This window comes from Brenneria sp. hezel4-2-4 (genome assembly GCF_013155275.1).
Classification (GTDB): domain Bacteria; phylum Pseudomonadota; class Gammaproteobacteria; order Enterobacterales; family Enterobacteriaceae; genus Brenneria.
In genome coordinates, this window is the sequence record NZ_JABJXS010000011.1 from 85929 (window position 1) to 108820 (window position 22892).

General features: G+C 54.3%; 20 protein-coding genes, 2 tRNA genes and 1 rRNA gene. 10 read left to right on the top strand and 13 right to left on the bottom strand.

Annotated elements, in window-relative coordinates; translation table 11 throughout:
• The first annotated feature begins 160 nt into the window (after positions 1 to 160).
• Positions 161 to 1651 carry a sodium/proline symporter PutP gene (gene putP, locus HOY33_RS17455; protein WP_172291414.1) on the top strand — a complete coding sequence of 497 codons (1491 nt, stop codon included), beginning with the start codon at positions 161 to 163 and terminating at the stop codon, positions 1649 to 1651.
• Between the two features lie 266 nt (positions 1652 to 1917).
• On the opposite strand, the gene ilvC is transcribed toward putP, so the two are convergent.
• Entirely contained in the window at positions 1918 to 3396 is a 1479-nt protein-coding gene (ilvC, locus tag HOY33_RS17460) for a ketol-acid reductoisomerase (protein WP_172291415.1), read from the bottom strand.
• A gap of 167 nt (positions 3397 to 3563) precedes the next feature.
• On the opposite strand from ilvC, the gene ilvY reads away from it, so the two are divergent.
• Positions 3564 to 4454 (top strand): HTH-type transcriptional activator IlvY, encoded by an 891-nt coding sequence (gene ilvY / locus HOY33_RS17465; protein ID WP_172291416.1) that lies wholly within the window; start codon positions 3564 to 3566, stop codon positions 4452 to 4454.
• 55 nt (positions 4455 to 4509) lie between these two features.
• Here ilvY and rpiB read toward each other — a convergent pair whose 3' ends face one another.
• A complete protein-coding gene (gene rpiB / locus HOY33_RS17470; RefSeq protein WP_172291417.1) occupies positions 4510 to 4971 on the bottom strand; it encodes a bifunctional allose-6-phosphate isomerase/ribose-5-phosphate isomerase RpiB in 462 nt (153 codons plus the stop codon).
• A gap of 373 nt (positions 4972 to 5344) precedes the next feature.
• Between rpiB and alsR the strand changes: the two genes are divergently transcribed.
• The 6 genes from alsR to alsK all read left to right on the top strand — a co-directional run bounded on the left by alsR (position 5345) and on the right by alsK (position 11527).
• A complete protein-coding gene (gene alsR / locus HOY33_RS17475) occupies positions 5345 to 6229 on the top strand; it encodes a D-allose utilization transcriptional regulator AlsR (RefSeq protein ID WP_172291418.1) in 885 nt (294 codons plus the stop codon).
• Between the two features lie 36 nt (positions 6230 to 6265).
• Positions 6266 to 7201, top strand: coding sequence for a D-allose transporter substrate-binding protein (alsB, locus tag HOY33_RS17480; RefSeq protein WP_172291419.1), 936 nt, complete (start codon positions 6266 to 6268; stop codon positions 7199 to 7201).
• A 236-nt stretch (positions 7202 to 7437) separates the two neighbouring features.
• On the top strand, positions 7438 to 8970 hold the full coding sequence (gene alsA, locus HOY33_RS17485) for a D-allose ABC transporter ATP-binding protein AlsA (protein WP_172291420.1): 1533 nt from the start codon (positions 7438 to 7440) through the stop codon (positions 8968 to 8970).
• A complete protein-coding gene (gene alsC / locus HOY33_RS17490) occupies positions 8949 to 9929 on the top strand; it encodes a D-allose ABC transporter permease (protein WP_172291421.1) in 981 nt (326 codons plus the stop codon). The genes alsA and alsC overlap by 22 nt, the downstream gene beginning before the upstream one ends.
• A gap of 10 nt (positions 9930 to 9939) precedes the next feature.
• Positions 9940 to 10626: a D-allulose 6-phosphate 3-epimerase gene (alsE, locus tag HOY33_RS17495; protein WP_172291422.1), complete on the top strand. Its 687-nt coding sequence runs from the start codon at positions 9940 to 9942 to the stop codon at positions 10624 to 10626.
• Positions 10619 to 11527 (top strand): allose kinase, encoded by a 909-nt coding sequence (gene alsK / locus HOY33_RS17500; RefSeq protein WP_172291423.1) that lies wholly within the window; start codon positions 10619 to 10621, stop codon positions 11525 to 11527. The genes alsE and alsK overlap by 8 nt, the downstream gene beginning before the upstream one ends.
• Positions 11528 to 11542: 15 nt before the next feature.
• Here the strand turns inward: alsK and HOY33_RS17505 are convergent, their stop codons facing one another.
• From HOY33_RS17505 to ilvL, 7 genes are all read right to left on the bottom strand, one after another.
• Positions 11543 to 12271 (bottom strand): DUF2461 domain-containing protein, encoded by a 729-nt coding sequence (locus HOY33_RS17505; RefSeq protein WP_172291424.1) that lies wholly within the window; start codon positions 12269 to 12271, stop codon positions 11543 to 11545.
• Positions 12272 to 12373: 102 nt separating this feature from the next.
• Positions 12374 to 13918, bottom strand: a complete 1545-nt coding sequence (gene ilvA / locus HOY33_RS17510) for a threonine ammonia-lyase, biosynthetic (protein ID WP_172291425.1) — start codon at positions 13916 to 13918, stop codon at positions 12374 to 12376.
• 5 nt (positions 13919 to 13923) lie between these two features.
• Positions 13924 to 15774: a dihydroxy-acid dehydratase gene (gene ilvD, locus HOY33_RS17515; protein ID WP_172291426.1), complete on the bottom strand. Its 1851-nt coding sequence runs from the start codon at positions 15772 to 15774 to the stop codon at positions 13924 to 13926.
• Between the two features lie 80 nt (positions 15775 to 15854).
• The gene (locus tag HOY33_RS17520) at positions 15855 to 16781 is read right to left on the bottom strand and encodes a branched-chain amino acid transaminase (protein ID WP_172291427.1); all 927 of its coding nucleotides are present in this window, start codon (positions 16779 to 16781) and stop codon (positions 15855 to 15857) included.
• 24 nt (positions 16782 to 16805) lie between these two features.
• Positions 16806 to 17069, bottom strand: a complete 264-nt coding sequence (gene ilvM / locus HOY33_RS17525; protein ID WP_172291428.1) for an acetolactate synthase 2 small subunit — start codon at positions 17067 to 17069, stop codon at positions 16806 to 16808.
• Between the two features lie 18 nt (positions 17070 to 17087).
• Entirely contained in the window at positions 17088 to 18734 is a 1647-nt protein-coding gene (gene ilvG, locus HOY33_RS17530; protein ID WP_172291429.1) for an acetolactate synthase 2 catalytic subunit, read from the bottom strand.
• Positions 18735 to 18882: 148 nt separating this feature from the next.
• Complete coding sequence (ilvL, locus tag HOY33_RS17535; protein ID WP_071778504.1) at positions 18883 to 18981, bottom strand: ilv operon leader peptide; 99 nt, start codon at positions 18979 to 18981, stop codon at positions 18883 to 18885.
• A gap of 493 nt (positions 18982 to 19474) precedes the next feature.
• Here ilvL and HOY33_RS17540 point away from each other — a divergent pair, with 493 nt between their 5' ends.
• Complete coding sequence (locus HOY33_RS17540) at positions 19475 to 21001, top strand: YifB family Mg chelatase-like AAA ATPase (protein WP_172291430.1); 1527 nt, start codon at positions 19475 to 19477, stop codon at positions 20999 to 21001.
• Positions 21002 to 21041: 40 nt separating this feature from the next.
• Here the strand turns inward: HOY33_RS17540 and HOY33_RS17545 are convergent, their stop codons facing one another.
• Positions 21042 to 21380, bottom strand: a complete 339-nt coding sequence (locus tag HOY33_RS17545; RefSeq protein ID WP_172291431.1) for a DUF413 domain-containing protein — start codon at positions 21378 to 21380, stop codon at positions 21042 to 21044.
• A gap of 119 nt (positions 21381 to 21499) precedes the next feature.
• Here HOY33_RS17545 and hdfR point away from each other — a divergent pair, with 119 nt between their 5' ends.
• Positions 21500 to 22327 (top strand): HTH-type transcriptional regulator HdfR, encoded by an 828-nt coding sequence (hdfR, locus tag HOY33_RS17550; protein WP_172291432.1) that lies wholly within the window; start codon positions 21500 to 21502, stop codon positions 22325 to 22327.
• A 166-nt stretch (positions 22328 to 22493) separates the two neighbouring features.
• On the opposite strand, the gene HOY33_RS17555 is transcribed toward hdfR, so the two are convergent.
• The 3 genes from HOY33_RS17555 to rrf form a co-directional block, all read right to left on the bottom strand.
• Positions 22494 to 22569, bottom strand: a tRNA-Trp gene (locus HOY33_RS17555).
• Between the two features lie 8 nt (positions 22570 to 22577).
• A tRNA-Asp gene (locus tag HOY33_RS17560) sits at positions 22578 to 22654 on the bottom strand.
• A 119-nt stretch (positions 22655 to 22773) separates the two neighbouring features.
• Positions 22774 to 22889, bottom strand: a 5S ribosomal RNA gene (rrf, locus tag HOY33_RS17565).
• Between the last annotated feature and the right edge of the window lie 3 nt (positions 22890 to 22892).

The window sequence follows — 22892 nt, forward strand, 5'->3', positions numbered from 1 at the left end:
CAACGCATGCACTCAACTAGGATAACCAACTGCCCCCATAAGGTGGCGCTTATCGCAACCGGCACTATTTTCACTCCGCGCCCCGTTCCGGCCGGCGTGAAAAGCCAGGGTTTATCGCAACCAAAACGGTGCGCGAATAATAATGAAAATGGAGAGTTAAATGACAATGAGCACACCTATGCTGGTGACTTTTTTGGTGTACATCTTCGGGATGGTACTCATCGGCCTGTTCGCCTATCGCGCCACCAACAACTTCGGCGATTACATTCTGGGCGGTCGCAGGATGGGGAGCGTGGTCACCGCGCTCTCCGCCGGCGCATCCGACATGAGCGGCTGGCTGCTGATGGGATTGCCGGGCGCCATCTTCATTTCCGGTATCTCTGAAAGCTGGATCGCCATCGGCCTGACGATCGGCGCCTATCTCAACTGGAAATGGGTCGCCGGTCGTTTACGCGTACACACGGAAGTCAATCACAACGCGCTGACGTTGCCGGACTATTTCACCCACCGCTTTGAAGACACCAGTAAACTGCTCCGGGTGATTTCCGCACTGGTGATTCTGATCTTTTTCACCATCTACTGCGCCTCCGGCGTGGTGGCGGGCGCCCGCCTGTTCGAAAGCACCTTTGACATGAGCTACGGCACCGCCCTGTGGGCGGGCGCGGCGGCGACCATCGCCTATACGTTTATCGGCGGGTATCTGGCGGTAAGCTGGACGGACACCGTCCAGGCCAGCCTGATGATTTTCGCGCTGATCCTGACGCCGGTGATGGTGATCCTGTCGCTCGGCGGCATTGACACCTCGCTGATGGTGATCGAAGCGCAGAACCCGGCCAATCTGGATATGTTCAAAGGGATGAGTTTCGTGGCCATCATCTCCCTGATGGGCTGGGGACTGGGCTATTTCGGCCAGCCGCATATTCTGGTGCGCTTTATGGCGGCGGATTCTCACCATACCATTCACAATGCGCGCCGCATCAGTATGACCTGGATGATCCTGTGTCTGGCTGGGGCGGTGACCGTGGGCTTCTTCGGCATCGCCTACTTTACCAATCACCCCGAGCAAGCCGGTAACGTCTCGGCAAACAGCGAACGGGTATTTATTGAACTGTCCATACTGCTGTTCAATCCGTGGATTGCCGGGGTGCTGTTGTCGGCGATTCTGGCGGCGGTGATGAGCACCCTGAGCTGCCAGTTGCTGGTGTGCTCCAGCGCGATTACCGAAGATTTGTATAAGCCTTTCCTGCGCAAGAATGCCAGCCAGAAAGAGCTGGTATGGGTCGGTCGGGCTATGGTGTTATTAGTGGCGGTGATTGCCATCGCCCTGTCGGCCAATCCGGAAAACCGGGTGCTGGGGCTGGTCAGCTATGCCTGGGCCGGTTTCGGCGCCGCATTCGGCCCGGTTATTCTGCTCTCCCTGCTATGGCCGCGCATGACCCGCAACGGCGCGCTGTTCGGCATGATTGTCGGCGCGGCCACTGTACTGCTCTGGAAACAGTACGCCTGGCTGGGACTGTATGAAATCATCCCCGGTTTCCTGTTCAACTGCCTGACCATCGTTGTCGTCAGCCTGCTGGGCCGGGCGCCATCCAAGGTGATTACCGAGCGTTTCAGCAAAGCGGAAGCGGAATTTAAATCGGTCAAGGTTTAATCTTTCCGGGCACAAGGCGCGGCTCGCTGCGCCAGTCGCTTTTAGCGTCGTTTTCCCCAAAAAACAAAAGGCACAGCGAAATGCTGTGCCTGAGGTTGCTGACAAAGTCGTTTGTAAGCCTGAGATACCCGGGCCTAGCGTACCGAGGGGCGCTCCGGCGGCTTACGCCGCTACGGCCCCTCGCCACGCTCTCCCTAATAACGGGCTTTGTCAACGGTCTGGGCACCGCGAATGCTGTGCCTTTTGAGCTTTATGACCGAATGGGATTAACCCGCAACGGCGATACGTTTCATATCCGTCATATAGCCGCGCAGTTTACGACCGACGCTTTCGATCGGGTGGTTGCGAATCGCTTCGTTAACGTCACGCAGCTGTGCGTTGTCCACCTCTGTCGCCGCCACGGTTTTACCTAAATCGCCCGGTTGCAGCGACGCCATGAATTTCTCTTTCAGCAACGGCACGGCGGCGTTGGCGAACAGATAGTTGCCGTATTCCGCCGTATCGGAGATCACCACGTTCATTTCGTACAGACGCTTACGGGCAATGGTATTGGCAATCAGCGGCAGCTCATGCAGCGATTCGTAGTAAGCCGACTCTTCGATAATGCCCGAGCTCACCATGGTTTCAAACGCCAGTTCCACCCCGGCTTTCACCATCGCAATCATCAGCACGCCGTGATCAAAATATTCCTGCTCGGAGATTTTACCGTCAAACTGCGGCGCGTTTTCAAACGCCGTTTTACCGGTTTCTTCACGCCAGGTCAGCAGCTTGAGGTCATCGTTCGCCCAGTCGGCCATCATGCCGCTGGAGAACTCGCCGGAAATAATGTCGTCCATATGTTTCTGGAACAAGGGCGCCATAATCTCTTTCAGTTGCTCAGACAGCGCAAAGGCGCGCAGCTTGGCCGGATTGGACAATCTGTCCATCATCAGCGTAATGCCGCCCTGCTTCAGCGCTTCGGTAATGGTTTCCCAACCGAACTGCACCAGTTTTTCCGCGTAGGCCGCATCAGCGCCGTCGGCCACCAGCTTATCAAAGCTCAGTAAAGACCCTGCCTGCAACATACCGCACAGGATCGTCTGCTCGCCCATCAGGTCGGACTTCACTTCGGCGACGAAAGAGGATTGCAGTACGCCGGCGCGATGACCGCCGGTTGCCGCCGCCCAGGCTTTGGCGATCGCCATGCCTTCGCCTTGCGGATCGTTTTCCGGATGAACCGCGATCAGCGTCGGCACGCCGAAACCACGTTTGTATTCTTCACGCACTTCCGTACCCGGGCACTTCGGCGCCACCATCACCACGGTGATGTCTTTACGGATCTGCTCGCCTACTTCAACGATGTTGAAACCGTGGGAATAACCCAGTGCCGCGCCCTGCTTCATCAGCGGCTGAACAGCCTGAACCACGGCGGAGTGCTGTTTGTCCGGCGTCAGGTTAACCACCAAATCCGCCTGCGGGATCAGTTCTTCATAGGTGCCGACGGTGAAACCATTTTCAGTGGCTTTACGCCATGAGGCGCGTTTCTCGGTAATCGCTTCCTGACGCAGCGCGTAAGCGATATCCAGACCGGAGTCACGCATATTCAGCCCCTGGTTCAAGCCCTGTGCGCCACAGCCGACGATCACCACTTTTTTACCTTTCAGGAAGCCCGCTTCATCGGCGAATTCGTCACGTCCCATAAAACGGCACTGGCCCAATTGCGCCAGCTGCTGACGCAGGTTCAATGTGTTGAAATAGTTAGCCATGTAGTACTCCGTATGATGTTTTGTTTATCTGTTATTCAGAAAAGCTTTCCCGCGAGATAGGAAAACCGCTATGCCCCCATCATATGACAGGAAATGCGTTGCTCAAATTGATATATTAACAACGTCATATTGCAAAATCTGCAAGATAAACGCGAGGCTCGCAGCGCATGGATTTACGTGATCTCAAATTATTTCTGCATTTGGCGGAAAGCCGGCACTTCGGCCGCACCGCAAAGGCGATGCATATCAGTCCTTCCACGCTATCGCGGCAAATTCAACGGCTGGAGGAAAATGTCGGCCAAACCCTGTTTCAGCGCGATAACCGCACCGTGCAGCTCACCGATGCCGGGGAACAACTAAAGCGGTTCGCCCAGCAAACGCTGCTGCAATATCAGCAGCTTCGACACGCTATCAGCCAACGCGGGCCATCGCTTAGCGGCGAACTGCGTATTTTTTGCTCCGTCACCGCCGCTTACAGCCATTTACCGCCAATTTTGGATCGTTTCCGGGCGGAACATCCCCTGGTAGAGATCAAGCTGACCACCGGTGACGCCGCGGACGCCGTCGACAAAGTCCACTCCAACGACGCCGACCTCGGGATCGCCGGCCACCCGGAAAGCCTGCCCGCCAGCGTGGAATTCATGCCGATAGGCAAGATCCCGCTGTCGCTTATCATCCCGGCGCTGCCTTGTCCGGTGCAGGCTCAGGTAAAACACGCCAACCCGGACTGGTCGGAAATACCGTTCATTCTGCCGGAGCACGGGCCGGTGCGTAAACGCATCGAACTGTGGTTTCGCCGCCACCGCATCGCCACGCCGCAGATCTATGCCACCGTATCGGGCCACGAGGCGATGGTGTCGATGGTGGCGCTGGGCTGCGGCATTGCCTTAATCCCGGATATCGTGCTGGAAAACAGTCCGGAGCCGGTACGCAATCGTGTCTCCGTTTTTGCCGAACAGGCGATGGAACCTTTGGAACTGGGCGTTTGCGTGCAGAAAAAGCGGCTCAGCGAACCGCTGATTGCCGCCTTCTGGGGGACGCTTCCCAATCCATCTTAAGAATAATGCGTGACGGCAACACACGCCGGCGAACATGGAAAACCCATGCTGAGGGTCAAGGCGCGGCGCAACCAAAACGCGACTCTACCTCGCCAATGGCATCGATGCGCGCCTGATGACGCCCCCCCTCGAACTGCGCATCCAGCCAGGCATCAACGATCATTTTCGCCAGTTCCGACCCGACGACTCGCGAACCGAACGCCAGCACATTGGTATTGTTGTGCTGGCGGGAAAGCTGCGCCGAGTACGGTTCGCTGCAAACCACGGCACGGATGCCGGGAAATTTATTGGCGGTAATGGCGATCCCCACCCCCGTGCCGCAAATCAATATTCCTCCTTCCGCATCACCAGCCACAACCGCTTCCGCCACCGCGACGGCATAGCGCGGATAATCGGTACGTTCGCTGGACCATGTGCCTTTATCCATCACCGTTACGCCACGCCGCTGTATGTGGGCGACGATTTCCGCTTTCAGTTCAAACCCGACATGATCGCACCCAAGAACAATCTTCCTCATCGCGACAACCTCTTAATTAAGTAACGTTGCAAACTTTACAAATTTCATTTATTTGTGACTAAAAAACGCATTTAACAGTAAAATCAATATGTATCAGTTAGTTGATATTGATTAATTGCCTTTTACCTCACAAGAAGATAATTTTTTATTAATTTTATTGTTCCTCCCGTGTTGTCCGCCAAAAACCGGAATTAATGTAACTATCTGTATATTAAATAAAATAAATCAATATAGTCATAATGGTCGATCATAGAATAACTTCACAAACACATTAACTTTATAAATTTATATTTTTTGTGAAGTTGGTTGCATATTTCGTCTGCACGTTGTGGTGATATAGTGCTGTCTCCAGCTTACAAACGTGAAAAACGAGATGAGTCAATCAGAGTTTGATCAGGGTATTCCCCACGGCATCGGCATTGCGCCTTACTTGCGCATGAAGCAGGAAGGCATGACGGAGAATGAAAGCCGTATCGTGGAATGGTTTTTATCGCCGGGTAATTTAAGCGAGGCTTCGTCGATTAAAGATGTCGCCGAGGCGCTGATGGTATCGGAAGCGATGATCGTCAAAGTGTCCAAGCTGCTGGGCTTCAGCGGCTTTCGCAGCCTGCGCAGTACGCTGATCGACTACTTTTCGCAATCCGAACAGGTGTTGCCGGCAGAACTCTCGTTCGATGAAGCCCCGCAGGACGTGGTGAATAAAGTCTTCAATATCACCCTGCGCACCATTATGGAAGGGCAGTCGATTGTTAATGTGGACGAGATCCACCGCGCGGCTCGTTACTTTCACCGGGCGAAGCAGCGCGATCTTTACGGCGTAGGCGGATCAAACGCGATCTGTGCCGATATCGAACACAAAATGCTGCGTATCGGCGTACGCTGCCACGCCTACCAGGACGCGCACATCATGATGATGTCCGCCGCGCTGCTGCAAGAGGGGGACGTGGTACTGGTGGTTTCCCACTCGGGGCGCACCAGCGATGTTAAAGCCGCGGTAGAGCTGGCGAAAAAGAATGGCGCCAAAATAATATGTATTACGCATAGTTACCATTCGCCCATCGCCAAATTAGCCGATTTTATTATTTGTTCGCCAGCGCCAGAAACACCTTTATTAGGGCGCAATGCATCCGCACGTATCTTACAACTCACATTATTAGATGCTTTTTTTGTTTCCGTAGCACAACAGAATATTGAGCAGGCAACATTAAATATGGAAAAGACCGGCGCCATCGTCGATTTTTTCCGCCGGGATAAATAATAAACCGTACTCTTACCCTACAGTGAGAATAGAGCGATGAATAAACTTCTGAAATTATTCAGTGGCGCGGCTGTTGGCGTGATGTTATCCGCCAGTGCTTTTGCCGCCGCCGATTATGCCGTGGTATTAAAAACACTTTCCAATCCGTTCTGGGTCGATATGAAAAAAGGGATTGAAGACGAGGCGAAAAAATCAGGCATCAGCGTGGATATATTTGCTTCGCCATCGGAAGGAGATTTTCAATCACAGCTACAGTTATTTGAAGATCTGAGTAATAAAAATTATAAAGGCATCGCCTTTGCTCCGCTCTCATCGGTAAACCTGGTGATGCCGGTGGCGCGAGCCTGGAAAAAAGGCATTTATCTGGTCAATCTCGATGAAAAAATCGATATGGACAACCTGAAAAAAGCGGGCGGCAACGTCGAAGCCTTTGTCACCACCGATAACGCGGCGGTAGGCGCCAAAGCAGCCGACTTTATTATCCAGCGGTTGGGTGCCGAAGGCGGGGAAGTCGCCATTATCGAAGGGAAAGCCGGCAATGCCTCCGGCGAAGCGCGCCGTCAGGGTGCGACCGGCGCCTTTCAGAAAGCCGATGCCATCAAGCTGGTCGCCAGTCAGCCCGCGGACTGGGACCGGATCAAAGCGTTGGACGTAGCCACCAATGTGCTACAGCGCAACCCAAACCTGAAAGCCTTCTACTGCGCTAACGACACCATGGCCATGGGCGTGGCGCAAGCGGTAACCAATGCGGGTAAAACCGGCAAGGTGCTGGTTATCGGCACCGACGGTATTCCGGAAGCGCGCAAGATGGTGGAAAGCGGGCAAATGACCGCCACCGTGGCGCAGAGCCCGGCGGATATCGGCGCCACCGGCCTGCGGCTACTGGTGGAAGCGGAGAAATCCGGCAAGGTTATTCCACTGGATAAACAACCGGAGTTTAAGCTGGTTGATTCGGTATTGATTACCCAATAAACCTCCGTCCCCTTTTCGGCAAGGAGAGGGGAGTCGTTTCTCTCCACCTGCGCCCGCTAACAACAAGACAGAGGCGTTGAGGCAAGCTGACGCCGCTATCCGGGTGACTGACAACTCTGCCGGGAACAGATTTGAACGTCGATCGCCGCAGCCCGAAGGACGAGACCCATGGATGGGCCGAGTAACGCAGCCAGCGCACATGCAACTGAAATATAACGAGTATAAAAGGTAATCGTATGGTCACGCCTTATATCCGTATGGCGGGGATCGGCAAATCCTTTGGCCCGGTTCACGCATTGAAGTCGGTTGATTTAACTATTTACACCCATGAGATCCACGCATTATTAGGTGAAAATGGCGCCGGTAAATCAACCTTAATGAAAATATTGTCGGGAATATATGCGCCAACCGAAGGGAATATTACCATTAATAATGTGGTCTATAACAAACTGGATCATAAACTCGCGGCGCAATTAGGTATTGGCATAATTTATCAGGAATTAAGCGTTATTGATGAATTAACGGTGCTGGAAAATCTTTATATTGGCCGCCATCCCACCAAAAAAGTCTGTGGCGTAAAGATTATCGACTGGAAAGAAATGCGCGTTCGTGCCGCCATGATGTTATTACGCGTTGGCCTGAAAGTCGATCTCGATGAGAAAGTCGCCAATTTATCCATCAGCCATAAACAAATGCTGGAAATTGCCAGAACGCTGATGTTAAACGCCAACGTCATCATTATGGATGAACCGACCTCTTCGCTAACCAATAAAGAGGTGGATTATCTGTTTTTAATCATGAATCAGCTGCGTAAAGATGGTTGCTCGATCGTTTATATCTCACACAAGCTGAATGAAATCCGCCAGATCTGCGACCGCTACACGGTGATGAAAGACGGCGGCAGCGTCTATAGCGGCATGATGAACGAGGTGAGCAATGACGACATCGTGCGCCTGATGGTCGGACGCGAGCTGCAAAATCGCTTTATCGCCATGAAAGAGAACGCCGGCAACATCGAACACGATACGGTGTTCGAAGTAAAGCATGTCACCAGCCGGGATAAAAAAAAGGTTCGCGATATTTCTTTTTCGGTCAGCCGTGGGGAAATCCTCGGCTTCGCGGGGCTGGTCGGTTCCGGGCGAACAGAACTGATGAACTGCCTGTTTGGCGTCGACAAACGCAGCCAGGGCGAAATCCTGCTGCACGGCAAACCCATTACCCCACGCTCCCCGCTTGATGCGCTGAAAAAAGGAATGGGCTACATCACCGAAAGCCGGCGCGAAAACGGCTTTTTCGCCAACTTTTCCATCGTCGAAAATATAGCGATCGGCCGGAGCCTGAAGGACGGCGGCTATAAAGGCGTCATGGGATTGTTTAACCCGCGGCAGGAGCGCGAGATCGCCGAACAGCAGCGCAAGCTGCTGGCGCTGAAATGTCACTCGGTCGACCAGAATATTACCGAGCTGTCAGGGGGGAATCAGCAAAAGGTACTGATTTCCAAATGGTTATGCTGCAATCCGGAGGTAATCATCTTCGATGAGCCCACCCGCGGCATTGATGTGGGTGCCAAGGCCGAAATCTACAAAGTGATGCGCCTGCTGGCGGACGAGGGAAAAGTCATTCTGATGGTTTCCTCAGAGCTGCCTGAAATTATTACCGTCTGTGACCGCATCGCAGTGTTCTGCGCGGGACGGCTGACGCAAATCCTGACCAATCGCGACGATATAAGCGAAGAGGAGATTATGGCATGGGCATTACCACAAGAGTAAAAGGCGATCCGGCGCAGAAAAAACCGTTTAATTTCGCCATTTTCTGGGACAAATACGGGACGTTTTTCATCCTCGCGATTATCGTGGCGATCTTTGGCACGCTCTCGCCGGAATATTTCCTCAACACGAATAACATCACGCAGATTTTCGTCCAGAGTTCGGTAACCGTGTTGATCGGTATGGGTGAGTTTTTCGCCATCCTGGTGGCGGGTATCGATCTGTCCGTGGGGGCGATTCTGGCGCTGTCGGGGATGGTAACCGCCAAGCTGATGCTGGCGGGCGTTGACCCCCTGTCCGCCGCGCTGATTGGCGGCGTGCTGGTGGGCGGCGCACTCGGCGCGATTAACGGTTGCCTGGTCAACTGGACCGGTCTGCATCCGTTTATCATCACCTTGGGAACTAACGCTATCTTTCGCGGCATTACGCTGGTCATTTCCGACGCCAACTCCGTCTATGGCTTCTCGTTCGATTTCGTTAATTTCTTTGCCGCCAGCGTGATCGGCGTGCCCGTACCGGTCATTTTCTCGCTGTTGATCGCTCTGCTGCTGTGGTTCATCACCTCCCGTACCCGGCTTGGCCGCAATATCTATGCGCTGGGCGGCAATAAAAACTCCGCCTTCTACTCCGGTATTGATGTGAAGTTCCACATGCTGGTGGTCTTCATCATCTCCGGAATTTGCGCCGGGTTGGCCGGCGTGGTTTCCACCGCCCGACTGGGCGCGGCCGAGCCGTTAGCCGGCATGGGGTTTGAAACTTACGCCATCGCCAGCGCCATCATTGGCGGCACCAGTTTCTTCGGCGGCAAGGGCCGCATCTTTTCAGTGGTTATCGGCGGGTTGATTATCGGCACCATCAATAACGGCCTGAATATCCTGCAAGTACAAACCTACTACCAACTGGTGGTGATGGGCGGGCTGATTATCGCTGCTGTCGCGCTGGATCGGCTGATCAGCAAGTAAGGAGTCAATGATGAAAATATCCCCCTCTCTAATGTGTATGGATTTGTTGAAGTTCAAAGAGCAGATCGAGTTTATCGATCGCCACGCGGACTATTTTCATATCGACATCATGGACGGCCATTTTGTGCCGAACCTGACGCTGTCTCCCTTTTTCGTCAGCCAGGTCAGGCGGCTGGCGAGTAAGCCGCTTGACTGCCATCTGATGGTGACCAGGCCGCAAGATTACATTGCCTCACTGGCCTCGGCCGGCGCCGACTTCATTACCCTCCACCCGGAAACCATCAACGGTCAGGCCTTCCGCCTGATCGACGAGATCCGCCAGCGCGGGATGAAAGTCGGCCTGATCCTCAACCCGGAGACACCGGTCGACGCAATGAAGTATTACCTCCATAAAGCAGATAAGATCACCGTGATGACGGTCGACCCCGGCTTTGCCGGGCAGCCGTTCATCCCCGAAATGCTGGAAAAAATCGTGGAACTGAAAGCATGGCGCGCGCGCGAAGGATTGGCCTATGAAATTGAGATCGACGGCTCCTGCAATCAGGCCACGTATCAGCAACTGATTGAGGCGGGCGCCGATGTGCTGATTGTCGGTTCGTCCGGCCTGTTCGGTCATTCGCAGAATATCGATGAAGCATGGCGCGCCATGTCACAACAGATTATGCAGGCCAAACGCGAGGCGGTGCCCCATGTCTGAACGGCTTTCCGTGGTCGCCGGGGTGGATATGGGCGCCACCCATCTCCGCGTCTGCCTGCAAAACGCTCGGGGAGAGGTGATCCTGCGCGAGAAGTCCGCTACCGCGGAGGTGCTCACCCCCGATCTGGTTGAGGGGTTAAGCACGTGGTTGCATCAGTGGGTTAACCGCCATCAGGCGCGCTGCCTTGGTCTGGTTATGGGGTTCCCGGCGCTGGTCGGCAGCGATCGGCGCACCATCATCTCCACACCCAATCTGCCGCTCACGTCTGACGATCTGGCCAATCTGGCGGAGCGGCTGGAACAGGCCCTGCACTGCCCGGTACAGTTTGCTCGCGATGTGAACCTGCAACTCTCTTACGATGTGCATGCCAACGACCTGGAGGACAACGTGGTGCTGGCCGCCTATCTCGGCACCGGCATGGGCTTTGCCATCTGGCTGAACGGCGCGCCATGGACCGGAGCGCACGGCGTGGCGGGCGAACTCGGCCATATTCCCCAGGGCGACGGGCGGCTACAGTGCGGCTGCGGCAACTATGGCTGTCTGGAAACCGTCTGCTCAGGCATGGCGCTGCGTCGCTGGTACGAGCAAATGTCGCGGCCGTATGCGCTCGGCGATCTGTTTCTGCACACCGGTGATGACCTCTTTATTGGCGAATTCTTAGAGCATGCGGCGCGCGCCGTTGCCACCAGCGTCAACCTGTTTGACCCTCACGTCGTAATTCTGGGCGGCGGCGTGATGGATATGCCAGGCTTTCCGCTGGATACGCTGATAACGCGGATCCGGACATGCCTGCGCCGCCCGTTGCCCCATGATGCGGTGCGTTTTCTTCCCGCCTCTTCTTCGTCTTTTAACGGAGCCAGCGGCGCCGCCCGTCTTGCCGGACAACGCTGGTTTATATAATGCTTCGAATAGGCATTAGCCGGAGAACCGCGCATAAGGATCGATATTATGTGACTGCGTCGCCCGCTTCATGGTTTCGATTTTCATCAGGTAATGATAAAGCGGCTCCAACTGAGTGAACCCCTGCGCCAACGTCGTCGTCAGTTCGCCGGAGAACAGCGGCGCCATATCCTGACTGGTGCAAATGGCGGCAAAGGACTTGCGGTTATACCAGTCGGCCAGCGCGGGCGGCAGATCTTTGATCAACGGACGTTTATAGCTTTCACCTTCCAGCTTAAACCTGTCTTGCAGACAGTTGGCCACGTCAAGGAAGCCTTGCGGGTTGTCGCGCACCGTTTGCCGGAACAGCTCCATCGTATTACGCGTGGCGCTGTAGTACCCCAGACCATAGCGCCAGGTATCAGGCGTAATCTCAAAGAAATAGACCGGCGCGTCGGTCCAGTCTTTACGGGTTCGCTTGAACGTCAGCCACATCTGGCTGCGGTAGCGTGATTTATCGTGGGAAAAGCGCGTATCGCGGTGAATACGGGAAAGTGTCTTGCCGATGGCCGGACGGGTTTCAAACTGGTCGTCGATTTGCAACATGGTCAGGCTGAGCGCATCGACCAGCGCGCGAAAAGGCGACACCAATTGCTCATCGTAAATAGCGCGATGCTCATCAAACCAGTCTTTATCATTGTGCTGGCGCACCTGTTGCAGAAACGTCAATCCCTGCTGGGAAAAGCCATTGAAATGCGTTGCCATCGTGTTACATCATCTGAACGGGCCGTAGGATGATGTAAAGATAACGCTCCCGGCTGTGAAACACCACCGGGAGCGCTTATGCGGGTAATACGTCAGCCGCCGCTAACCCGCCAGAAAGAAGCGGAATGACGGATTACTGGTTTCGTCATGGCACTCGTAGCCCAGCGCCTGAAGATGTTGCTCGAACTCCGGATCGCGATCCTCCAGCTCAAACGCCGCCAGCACCCGGCCAAAGTCCATGCCGTGGCTGCGATAGTGGAACAGCGAAATATTCCAGTGCGTGCCCAACGTATGCAGAAATTTCAGCAGCGCCCCCGGCGATTCTGGAAATTCAAAGCTATACAGGCGTTCCTGCAAAGGTTTTGAAGGCCGCCCGCCGACCATATAGCGAACGTGCAGCTTCGCCATTTCATCATCGGATAAATCCACCACCTCATAACCGCCCTGAGACAGCTCGGCAATGATCTCCTCACGCTCGTCGTGACCACGCGTGAGGCGCACGCCGACAAAAATGCAGGCGTTTTTGGCATCCGCATAGCGGTAGTTAAACTCGGTCACGGCCCGCCCGCCCAGCAGTTGGCAGAACGTCAGGAAGCTGCCTTTCTTCTCCGGGATGGTGACCGCCAGCAAAGCTTCCCGCTGCTCGCCCAACTCACAACGCTCAGACACATAGCGCAAACCGTGGAAATTGACATTGGCGCCGGACAACACATGCGCCAGACGCTCGCCCTGAATCTGATGCTGCTGGATGTACTTCTTCATCCCCGCCAGCGCCAGCGCGCCGGACGGCTCGGCAACCGCGCGCACGTCTTCAAACAGGTCTTTTACCGCCGCACAGATGGCATCGCTGTCTACGGTGATCACATCGTCAAGATATTCCTGACACAGACGGAAAGTTTCATCACCAATGCGTTTTACCGCCACGCCTTCGGCAAACAGCCCCACGCGGGCCAGATCGACCGGATGCCCGGCGTCCAGCGCGGCGCGCAGACAGGCTGAATCTTCCGCTTCCACGCCAATCACTTTAATCTGCGGCATCAACTGTTTGATCAACACCGCCACGCCGGCCGCCAGACCGCCGCCGCCGACCGGCACGAATACCCGGTCCAGATGCGCGTCCTGCTGCAACAGCTCCATCGCCAGCGTGCCCTGTCCGGCAATGACCGCCGGGTGATCGAACGGCGGCAAAAAGGTCATTTTCTGCTGTTGCGACAGTTCGATGGCTTTGGCTTTGGCCTCGTCAAAGTTCGCGCCATGCAGCAATACCTCACCGCCAAAACCGCGTACCGCATCGACTTTGATATCCGCCGTAGCAACCGGCATGACAATCAATGAATGAATGCCAAGCTTGCTGGCGGAAAGCGCCACGCCCTGCGCATGGTTACCGGCGGATGCGGTCACCACGCCGTGCGATTTCTGTTCGTCGTTCAGACCGGCTATCATCGCGTAAGCGCCGCGCAGCTTAAAGCTGTGCACCACATGGCGATCTTCTCGCTTCACCAGAATGACATTACCCAACCGCGAAGAAAGCTTGTCCATTTTCTCCAACGGCGTGACCTGAGTAACTTCATAGACCGGCGAGCGTAGGATAGCCCGCAGGTACTCCGCGCCACAGGGCGCGGAAGGAAGGGGTTGTGACACAGCCATGATTATCAGCCTCCCAGCTTGCTCTTATCACGAACGGCGCCTTTATCGGCACTGGTCGCCAAACTGGCGTAAGCGCGCAGCGCAAAAGAAACCAGACGGTCACGATTGTGCGGCGTCCAGGCGGCATCGCCCCGCGCCAGTTCAGCTTCATGGCGGCTCGCTAATTCACTTTCCGCCACTTCCAGCGCAATGCTGCGGCCTGGAATATCAATGGCGATGATGTCGCCATCTTGCACCAGACCAATGGTGCCGCCATTCGCCGCTTCAGGAGAAGCATGGCCGATCGACAGACCCGATGTCCCACCGGAGAAACGTCCGTCGGTGATCAGCGCACAGCTTTTGCCCAGCCCCATCGATTTCAGGTATGTGGTCGGATACAGCATTTCCTGCATGCCCGGCCCGCCTTTCGGCCCTTCGTAACGAATAACCACTACGTCACCCGCCACGACCTTGCCCCCCAGGATCGCTTCTACCGCATCATCCTGACTCTCGTACACTTTGGCCGGGCCGCGGAACACCAGGCTACCTTTATCCACGCCGGCGGTCTTCACGATACAGCCGTTTTCCGCCAGATTACCGTACAGCACCGCCAGACCGCCGTCCTGACTATAGGCAAACTCACGGGAACGAATACATCCCTCCTGTCGGTCAATATCCAGCGAATCCCAGCGGCAGTTCTGCGAAAACGCCTGCGTGGTGCGGATACCGGCCGGGCCGGCGGAGTACATCTTTTTCACGTCGTCGTTGTCGGTCTGTACCACGTCGTATTCCGCCAGCGTTTCCGGCAGCGTTTTACCCAGCACGTTGTACACCTCGCGGTGCAGCAGACCGGCGCGATCCAGCTCGCCGAGGATGCCCATCACCCCACCGGCGCGATGCACGTCTTCCATATGATATTTCTGCGTGCTCGGCGCCACCTTGCACAGATGCGGAACCTTGCGCGACAGGCGGTCGATATCTTCCATCGTGAAATCGACCTCTCCTTCCTGCGCCGACGCCAGCAGGTGCAGTACGGTATTGGTCGAGCCGCCCATGGCAATATCCAGCGTCATGGCATTTTCAAACGCCGCTTTGGTGGCGATATTGCGCGGCAACGCGCGCGCGTCGTCCTGCTCGTAGTAGCGTTTCGCCAGCTCGACAATGCGTTTACCGGCATTCAGGAACAGATTCTTACGATCGGCATGCGTCGCCAGCAGCGAACCGTTGCCCGGCTGCGACAGCCCCAGCGCTTCGGTCAGACAGTTCATGGAGTTGGCGGTAAACATGCCGGAACAGGAACCGCAGGTCGGACAGGCCGAGCGCTCAATCTGCTCGCTGTCGGCGTCGCTGACGTTCGGGTTCGCGCCCTGAATCATGGCATCGACCAGATCCAGTTTGATTATCTGATTGGAAAGCTTGGTTTTTCCGGCTTCCATCGGCCCGCCGGAGACAAAGATGACCGGAATGTTGAGACGCAGCGCGGCCATCATCATTCCCGGGGTGATTTTGTCGCAGTTGGAAATACACACCATGGCATCGGCGCAGTGCGCATTAACCATGTATTCAACCGAATCGGCTATCAGCTCGCGTGAAGGCAGGGAATAGAGCATGCCGCCATGCCCCATGGCAATACCGTCATCGACCGCAATGGTGTTGAACTCTTTGGCCACGCCGCCGGACGCTTCGATTTGCTCGGCGACCAGTTTCCCCAGATCGCGCAAATGCACATGACCGGGAACGAACTGGGTGAATGAGTTGACCACCGCGATAATGGGCTTGCCAAAATCGTCGTCGGTCATTCCGGTGGCGCGCCACAGGGCCCGGGCGCCGGCCATGTTACGGCCGTGCGTGGTTGTGGCTGAACGGTACTTAGGCATACTCTTATTACTCCAATAATAACTAAATGGGCGATGACGGAACGGGCACCGCCTCTGATTCTGTCTGTAATGATAAATAATTAACGGTTAACGGGATCCAGCCAGCCCCATTTATCTTCGGTTTCACCGGTAAATAGGCCAAAGAATGCCTGTTGCAGCTTTTTCGTTACCGGGCCGCATTTACCGATGCCAACCTGGATGCCGTCAACGCTGCGAACCGGCGTAATTTCAGCGGCGGTGCCGGACATAAACACTTCGTCGGCCAGATATAATGATTCACGCGACAACACCTGTTCGCGGACTTCAAATCCTGACGCTTTCGCCAGTTTGATAATCGCGTCACGCGTAATGCCAGGCAGTGCGGAAGAGGTAAACGGCGGCGTAAAGATAATGCCGTCTTTGACTTCAAACAGGTTTTCACCCGCGCCTTCGGAAACGTAGCCATGCACATCCAGCGCAATCCCTTCCTGATAGCCATGACGACGGGCTTCACTCCCCACCAGCAGCGATGAAAGATAGTTCCCGCCGGCTTTCGCCGCCGTCGGAATGGTATTCGCCGCCACACGATGCCACGACGACACCATGGCATCAATGCCCTGTTCCAGCGCCTCTTCGCCTAAATACGCCCCCCACGGAAACGCCGCGATGATCACATCCGTTTCATAGCCGTCAGGCGGATTTACGCCCATGCCGACATCGCCGACAAACACCAACGGACGAATGTATGCGCTGGTCAGGTTATTCTTGCGCAGCGTCTCGCGACACGCTTCCATTAGTTCATCGACGCTTTGCCGCAATGGCATACGGTAGATTTTTGCCGAGTCATGCAGGCGCTGCATATGCTCGCGGTGACGGAACACCACCGGCCCCTGGTGCGAATTATAACAACGAACGCCTTCAAACACGGATGTCCCGTAATGCAAGGCGTGCGACATGACATGAACTTTAGCCTCTGCCCACGGAACCATTTCTCCGTTGAACCAAATGTAGTCAGCTTTCTTGGTCATTTCTTATTTCCCTTACTCTGTATGTTAGGCGCTGAACTGCTGCGATGTTGTCATTGGCTGAACGTCAACATAAGCAATATCCAGCAATTTACTCAATTGCGCCGACAGTAAATCTATCGGACGATGGCTGGCGACGGTCAGCTCAATATTAATATGATCGTCAGTATTGGTCGTGTGTACCATGTTCATGGCGCATATCTGAAAGCCTCGGTGTCGGACGACGCGTAACACACGCTCCAGAATCTCTGGACGGAAGCGGGCCTGAATCGAAAGCTGATGGCGTGTCATTCTGTTTTTCTCCAGCTATTATTCTGTTTTATCTAACATCGTTTCATTACCGGCGCCGGGTGGCACCAACGGCCAGACATTCTCGTATTCATCAATGGAGACATGCAGTAAGTATGGCCCGTCGCTGTTGAACAGGGCATCCAGTGCGGCATCAATCTGGTCTTTACGGGTGATGCGCTGGCCGGGAATATCAAAGGCGCTTGCCAGCGTCAGGAAATCAGGATTATCAGAGAGGTTGGTTTCACTATAGCGTTCATCAAAAAACAACTGCTGCCACTGCCGAACCATACCTAATCGTTGGTTATCCAGCAGAACAATCTTCAGCGGCAACCGTTTTCGCTTGATGGTGCTCAACTCTTGAACATTCATCATAAAAGAGCCGTCACCCGAAATACAGATGACCATATCGTCAGGTCGGGCAACCTGCGCGCCCACCGCTGCAGGTACGCCAAATCCCATGGTGCCGAGCCCGCTTGAGGTAATGAAATTTTCAGGACGGCTGAACGCCATGTGCTGAGCCGCCCACATTTGGTGCTGGCCGACATCCGTCGTTACAACGGTATCCGCGGCTTTACGGTCAGAGAGGGCTTTCAGTAACGCCGGCGCATAAATTGCCTGTCCCGGGTGATCATAACGCCACGGGTACTCGTTTTTCATCATCACGGCCTGCTGTTGCCATGCTTCAATGTTCAACGGCTGTTGCAAAGCCGGCAATAACGCCTTCAGATCGCCTTGCAGCGCCACATTCGCCTGACGCAGTTTACTCAATTCGGCCGGATCGATATCCATGTGGATAACATTGGCCTGCGGGGCAAACGTATTCAGCTTACCGGTCACCCTATCGTCAAAACGGGCGCCGACAGCGATCAGCAGATCGCATTCCTGAACCATCAGATTTGCAGACTTAGTACCGTGCATGCCAATCATGCCCAGATAGTAGGGGTGATTGGCATCCACGCTACCTAACCCTTTCAACGTCACCACGGACGGCATATCGGTAATGGCGATAAACTCACGCAAAACGGGAACCGCCCGTGCCATACCCACGCCGCCGCCAACGTACAACACCGGCTTCCGCGCGTTTGCCAGCATCTCACGGGCCCGTTCAATATCCTGTCTGGGGAAATCAAAACCATTATCAACCGGCGTAAAATAGGGGGTAAAGTCTCCTTCAGCCAATTGGATATCTTTAGGAATATCAACCAGCACCGGCCCCGGTCGCCCGCTGCTGGCGATAGCGAAAGCTTCAGACATCACCTCAGGCAACGACTCCAGCGATTCCACCAGAAAACTGTGCTTCGTACAGGCCAGAGACAACCCCAATACGTCGATCTCCTGGAACGCATCCGTACCAATAAGGGCGGAACCCACCTGCCCGGTGATCGCGACGATAGGAACAGAATCCAGCAGCGCATCCGCCAACCCGGTGATCAGGTTGGTCGCACCAGGCCCGGAAGTCGCGATACATACGCCAACCTTGCCGGTTGCGCGAGCATAGCCAATCGCGGCCATGGCGGCGCCTTGCTCATGCCGGCACAGCAGGTGTTCCACGCCGCCGTCATAAAGCGCATCATAGACCGGCATTATCGCGCCGCCAGGATAACCAAAAACCGTTTCCACTCCCTGCGTCTGCAACGCTTGCACCACCCACTGAGCCCCATTCATCGTTATTTCCCCAACATCTTGTGGGAATAACAGAATTCTGCATGACTAACCATCTTCTCTTCCGCTCCCTTACGTCATTATTTATTGCCCCAACAAAAAACCCCCGACCTTTCGGTGCGGGGGTTTTCTTGAATTCGGGCCTGATTTGCTAAGCCATTCTTCGTCCAAGTGCTGCCCCGCACGGTGGGATAATAATCACCACCACGCTAATCACGACTAGGCTAATCACTAGGGAGAAAGCTTTCATAAATAGAGTGTTCACTAATCTGCTGTCGAACGAATGTCTACAGAGTTATCACAATCTGTGATGATATGACAACAGTTTTTTCGGTGTTTTTCTATCACGCAGAATAACAATTACTAAAAAGTAGAATGTAATCATAAGGTAGCAGATATTCTGGTTAATATCGTCACAGCCGGGAATTTGAACCGTTCGACGGTTGATTAGCATACTAATGGTAACATTATCAGCGGGCGTCATTGTCCAACCCGCATTATGTCCGTTTATTATAGCCAGCGATCTCTGTTCAACGTAAGCGTCAGGAGCGAGTAAAAAGAAACGCATCGTTCGTCCTGTTGGCTCAAACGGGGCGACGTATCTGCGACAGGCTGCGCATACGGCAAGCAACACATTGAGAAAACCAGCTATTTTTCACTATCGCCGCACAAAATCATGATCATTTGATCCTTTCTTTATCCGGTATTACGCATCATGTCTTCCTTGGCGAAGGGAGAACAGTATGTCACTGGCAGTTACCTATACACGGGCAATGATAGGCGTGCAGGCGCCGGACGTATCCATTGAGGTACATATCAGCAGCGGATTACCGGCCCTCACGCTGGTAGGCTTGCCGGAAACTACCGTCAAAGAGGCTCGCGATCGCGTACGCAGCGCACTCATCAATTGCGGATTCTCATTCCCGGCCAAACGTATCACGGTCAATCTGGCGCCGGCCGACCTTCCCAAAGAAGGCGGCCGTTATGACCTCCCCATCGCCTTAGCCATTCTCGCGGCCTCAGAGCAAATCAAAGGGGAAAAGCTAAGCCACTATGAGTTTCTCGGCGAACTGGGCCTCTCCGGCGCGCTGAGACCCGTCAACGGCGCAATTCCGGCAGCGTTGGAAGCTATAAAATCAGGCCGCCAGTTAATCCTGCCGGAAGGCAATCAGTTGGAAATGGCGCTGATCCCTCAGGGAGAAGCGCTGATGGCAGGGCATCTGCTACAGGTTTGTGCATTTTTACAAGGTGAAGAAGAACTGATCCGGAGCTGCAATATTTCACAGGAACCATCGAGCGATAACGACGAACCCGACCTGAAAGACATTATTGGACAGGAACAAGCGAAGCGGGCGCTGGAAATCGCGGCCGCCGGTGGACATAACCTGCTCTTGCTGGGACCGCCAGGAACGGGGAAAACCATGTTAGCCAGCCGACTTGGCAACCTGATGCCGCCGTTGAGCGATGAAGAGGCGCTGGAAAGTGCGGCGATCAATAGCCTGATAAACATTGACGCCACCATGACACGGTGGCGAACCCGGCCGTTCAGGGCGCCGCATCACAGCGCATCCATGACGGCTTTGGTTGGCGGCGGCTCGTTGCCTAAACCGGGCGAGATCTCTCTGGCACACAACGGCGTCCTGTTTCTCGACGAGTTGCCGGAATTTGAGCGCCGCGTTTTAGATTCACTTCGCGAACCGTTAGAGTCGGGAGAAATCATTATCTCCCGCACCCGGGCAAAAGTCTGTTATCCGGCCAGAGTCCAGTTGGTTGCTGCAATGAATCCCAGCCCTTCCGGCCATTATCAAGGGATTCATAACCGCCTGCCGGCCCGACAGATCTTACGCTATCTCAGCAAGCTGTCCGGCCCATTTCTGGATCGCTTCGATATTTCCATTGAAGTTCCGTTGTTGCCACCCGGCATATTACGTCAGCAGATTTGTCAGGGCGAAAGCAGCGCAGTGGTCAGAGAACGTGTTCTGGCCGCACGCCAGAAACAACTTAAACGAGCCAATGCTATCAACGCACGGTTAAAACCCAGTGAAATAGAAAAATATTGCCGGCTCGAGTCGGATGACGCGGTCTATCTGGAAGACGTAATGAGCAAACTGGGGTTATCCGTACGCGCCTGGCACCGGATACTGAAAGTCGCCCGCACCATCGCCGACCTTAGCGGGCAGGAGAAAATACACAGGAAACACCTTGCAGAAGCGCTTAGCTACCGATGTATGGATCGCCTGCTCATACAGCTTCATAAAAATCTGGAATGAAAACCCAAACGGTAAAAAGGGGCTTACGCCCCGTTTTGTATTAATCGTCACTTTCGGTGTATTCTTCCACCGCATCCATTTGCGGCTTACCGCCGGATAGCGTGTGGAAGCGTTTAGGACGACGGATACGATCCATATACTTAGACCATATCTTTTCCATGTCTGTTTCAGCCTTACGTTCGCCACGACACATTGCAACAAACTGTACTTCTTCCTCAGTGGCCGGTTCGCGTTTACCCAGATCAAGTTCGTTAAAGGCATAACCATGGCGCTCCAACAGTTGCGCTTCTTTAATAGTAAAGTCGCCATGTCGGGAAAAACCACGTGGGTAAAACTTGTTATCAAAAAAACGATTATTGGTAGAGAAGCTTTCCGCCATCTTACACGCTCCTAATTCTCTTATGGTCGTGTTGTTTATGGCGCGGAGTATTAGATAGGCTTGACATTGTGTAAAACAAAACATTTAAATCATTACGACAAATTTTTTTGGAGATAGGCGTGGATACCGAATTACTGAAAACCTTTCTGGAAGTCAGCAGAACAAGACACTTTGGTCGCGCCGCAGAATCACTCTATCTGACACAGTCTGCGGTCAGTTTTCGCATTCGTCAGTTGGAAACTCAACTTGGTGCAAATTTATTCACTCGCCATCGTAACAATATCCGCTTGACACCAGCAGGAGAGCGCCTTTTGCCCTATGCGGAAAGCTTGATTGGCACCTGGCAGCTAGCTAAAAAAGAGGTTGTTCGATCGCAACAGCATAGCCTTCTTTCGATTGGCGCGACCGCTTCGCTGTGGGAGGCATATCTCACGCCATGGTTGCAATCGCTCTATCAGCAGCGGCCCTTGCTGCAATTGGAGGCGCGTATCGCGCTGCGTCACTCATTGGTAAAACAGCTGCATGAACGTCAGTTGGATCTGCTTATCACAACAGAACAGCCTAAAATGGACGAGTTGGCGAGCCAGCTTCTTGGGAACTTCTCTTTATCGCTGTTTACTTCGGGGGCACACGAAACCAATCAGCCGTTGCCTTACATTAAGTTGGAGTGGGGGGCTGATTTCCATCAGCAGGAAAACCGCTTGCTGGCCAGTGAACAGCATCCAATTCTTACCACAACCTCAGCCCATCTGACTCGTCAGTTACTGGCAACCATCGGCGGCTGTGCTTTTTTACCCAGCCACTGGGCACAACAGTATTCTCACCTAAGAGTATCGGAGGATATACCGGCGGTTGTTCGTCCGTTTTATGCCGTTTGGTTGCAAAACAGCGACCAACAAACGCTGATTCGGCAGTTACTAAAATGCCCTATTGAGATCGCGTTATAGCATTTGTTTTGTTTGAATTCGGCATTATCAAGTTGTTAAGTGTGCACGGGCTACCCAAAGAGCATGTTTGATTTTTTACCCACAAAAGGGCAATTGGAAAATGTGAATGGGACAGAAAAATCAAAGCGAAAAAAAACCCTTCACGATGAAGTGAAGGGTTTTTATCTGGCAGGGGCGGAGAGACTCGAACTCCCAACACCCGGTTTTGGAGACCGGTGCTCTACCAATTGAACTACGCCCCTAAATAGGGTGGCGGAACGGACGGGACTCGAACCCGCGACCCCCTGCGTGACAGGCAGGTATTCTAACCAACTGAACTACCGCTCCACCGATTCTTTTACGCGTATCGTCCTGATACCTGCCCTTAGGGCCAGCATTCCGCTGCTTAGACTCATCTCTTTGAGTCTGTCGATTATCAGATGTCACTCCGATAATCCGTGTTTGATGCCTGGCAGTTCCCTACTCTCACATGGGGAGACCCCACACTACCATCGGCGCTACGGCGTTTCACTGCTGAGTTCGGCATGGGGTCAGGTGGGACCACCGCGCTATCGCCGCCAGGCAA

Bases quoted from the DNA above. Each gene is read 5' to 3' on its own strand.
- HOY33_RS17505 (WP_172291424.1), bottom strand. From the start codon at position 12,271: ATGGCAACGCATTTCAATGGCTTTTCCCAGCAGGGATTGACGTTTCTG.
- alsR (WP_172291418.1), top strand. From the start codon at position 5,345: ATGAGTCAATCAGAGTTTGATCAGGGTATTCCCCACGGCATCGGCATT.
- ilvC (WP_172291415.1), bottom strand. From the start codon at position 3,396: ATGGCTAACTATTTCAACACATTGAACCTGCGTCAGCAGCTGGCGCAA.
- HOY33_RS17540 (WP_172291430.1), top strand. From the start codon at position 19,475: ATGTCACTGGCAGTTACCTATACACGGGCAATGATAGGCGTGCAGGCG.
- rpiB (WP_172291417.1), bottom strand. From the start codon at position 4,971: ATGAGGAAGATTGTTCTTGGGTGCGATCATGTCGGGTTTGAACTGAAA.
- ilvM (WP_172291428.1), bottom strand. From the start codon at position 17,069: ATGACACGCCATCAGCTTTCGATTCAGGCCCGCTTCCGTCCAGAGATT.
- ilvY (WP_172291416.1), top strand. From the start codon at position 3,564: ATGGATTTACGTGATCTCAAATTATTTCTGCATTTGGCGGAAAGCCGG.
- alsA (WP_172291420.1), top strand. From the start codon at position 7,438: ATGGTCACGCCTTATATCCGTATGGCGGGGATCGGCAAATCCTTTGGC.
- ilvL (WP_071778504.1), bottom strand. From the start codon at position 18,981: ATGAAAGCTTTCTCCCTAGTGATTAGCCTAGTCGTGATTAGCGTGGTG.
- alsK (WP_172291423.1), top strand. From the start codon at position 10,619: ATGTCTGAACGGCTTTCCGTGGTCGCCGGGGTGGATATGGGCGCCACC.
- alsB (WP_172291419.1), top strand. From the start codon at position 6,266: ATGAATAAACTTCTGAAATTATTCAGTGGCGCGGCTGTTGGCGTGATG.
- putP (WP_172291414.1), top strand. From the start codon at position 161: ATGACAATGAGCACACCTATGCTGGTGACTTTTTTGGTGTACATCTTC.
- HOY33_RS17520 (WP_172291427.1), bottom strand. From the start codon at position 16,781: ATGACCAAGAAAGCTGACTACATTTGGTTCAACGGAGAAATGGTTCCG.
- HOY33_RS17545 (WP_172291431.1), bottom strand. From the start codon at position 21,380: ATGGCGGAAAGCTTCTCTACCAATAATCGTTTTTTTGATAACAAGTTT.
- alsE (WP_172291422.1), top strand. From the start codon at position 9,940: ATGAAAATATCCCCCTCTCTAATGTGTATGGATTTGTTGAAGTTCAAA.
- ilvG (WP_172291429.1), bottom strand. From the start codon at position 18,734: ATGAATGGGGCTCAGTGGGTGGTGCAAGCGTTGCAGACGCAGGGAGTG.
- alsC (WP_172291421.1), top strand. From the start codon at position 8,949: ATGGGCATTACCACAAGAGTAAAAGGCGATCCGGCGCAGAAAAAACCG.
- ilvD (WP_172291426.1), bottom strand. From the start codon at position 15,774: ATGCCTAAGTACCGTTCAGCCACAACCACGCACGGCCGTAACATGGCC.
- ilvA (WP_172291425.1), bottom strand. From the start codon at position 13,918: ATGGCTGTGTCACAACCCCTTCCTTCCGCGCCCTGTGGCGCGGAGTAC.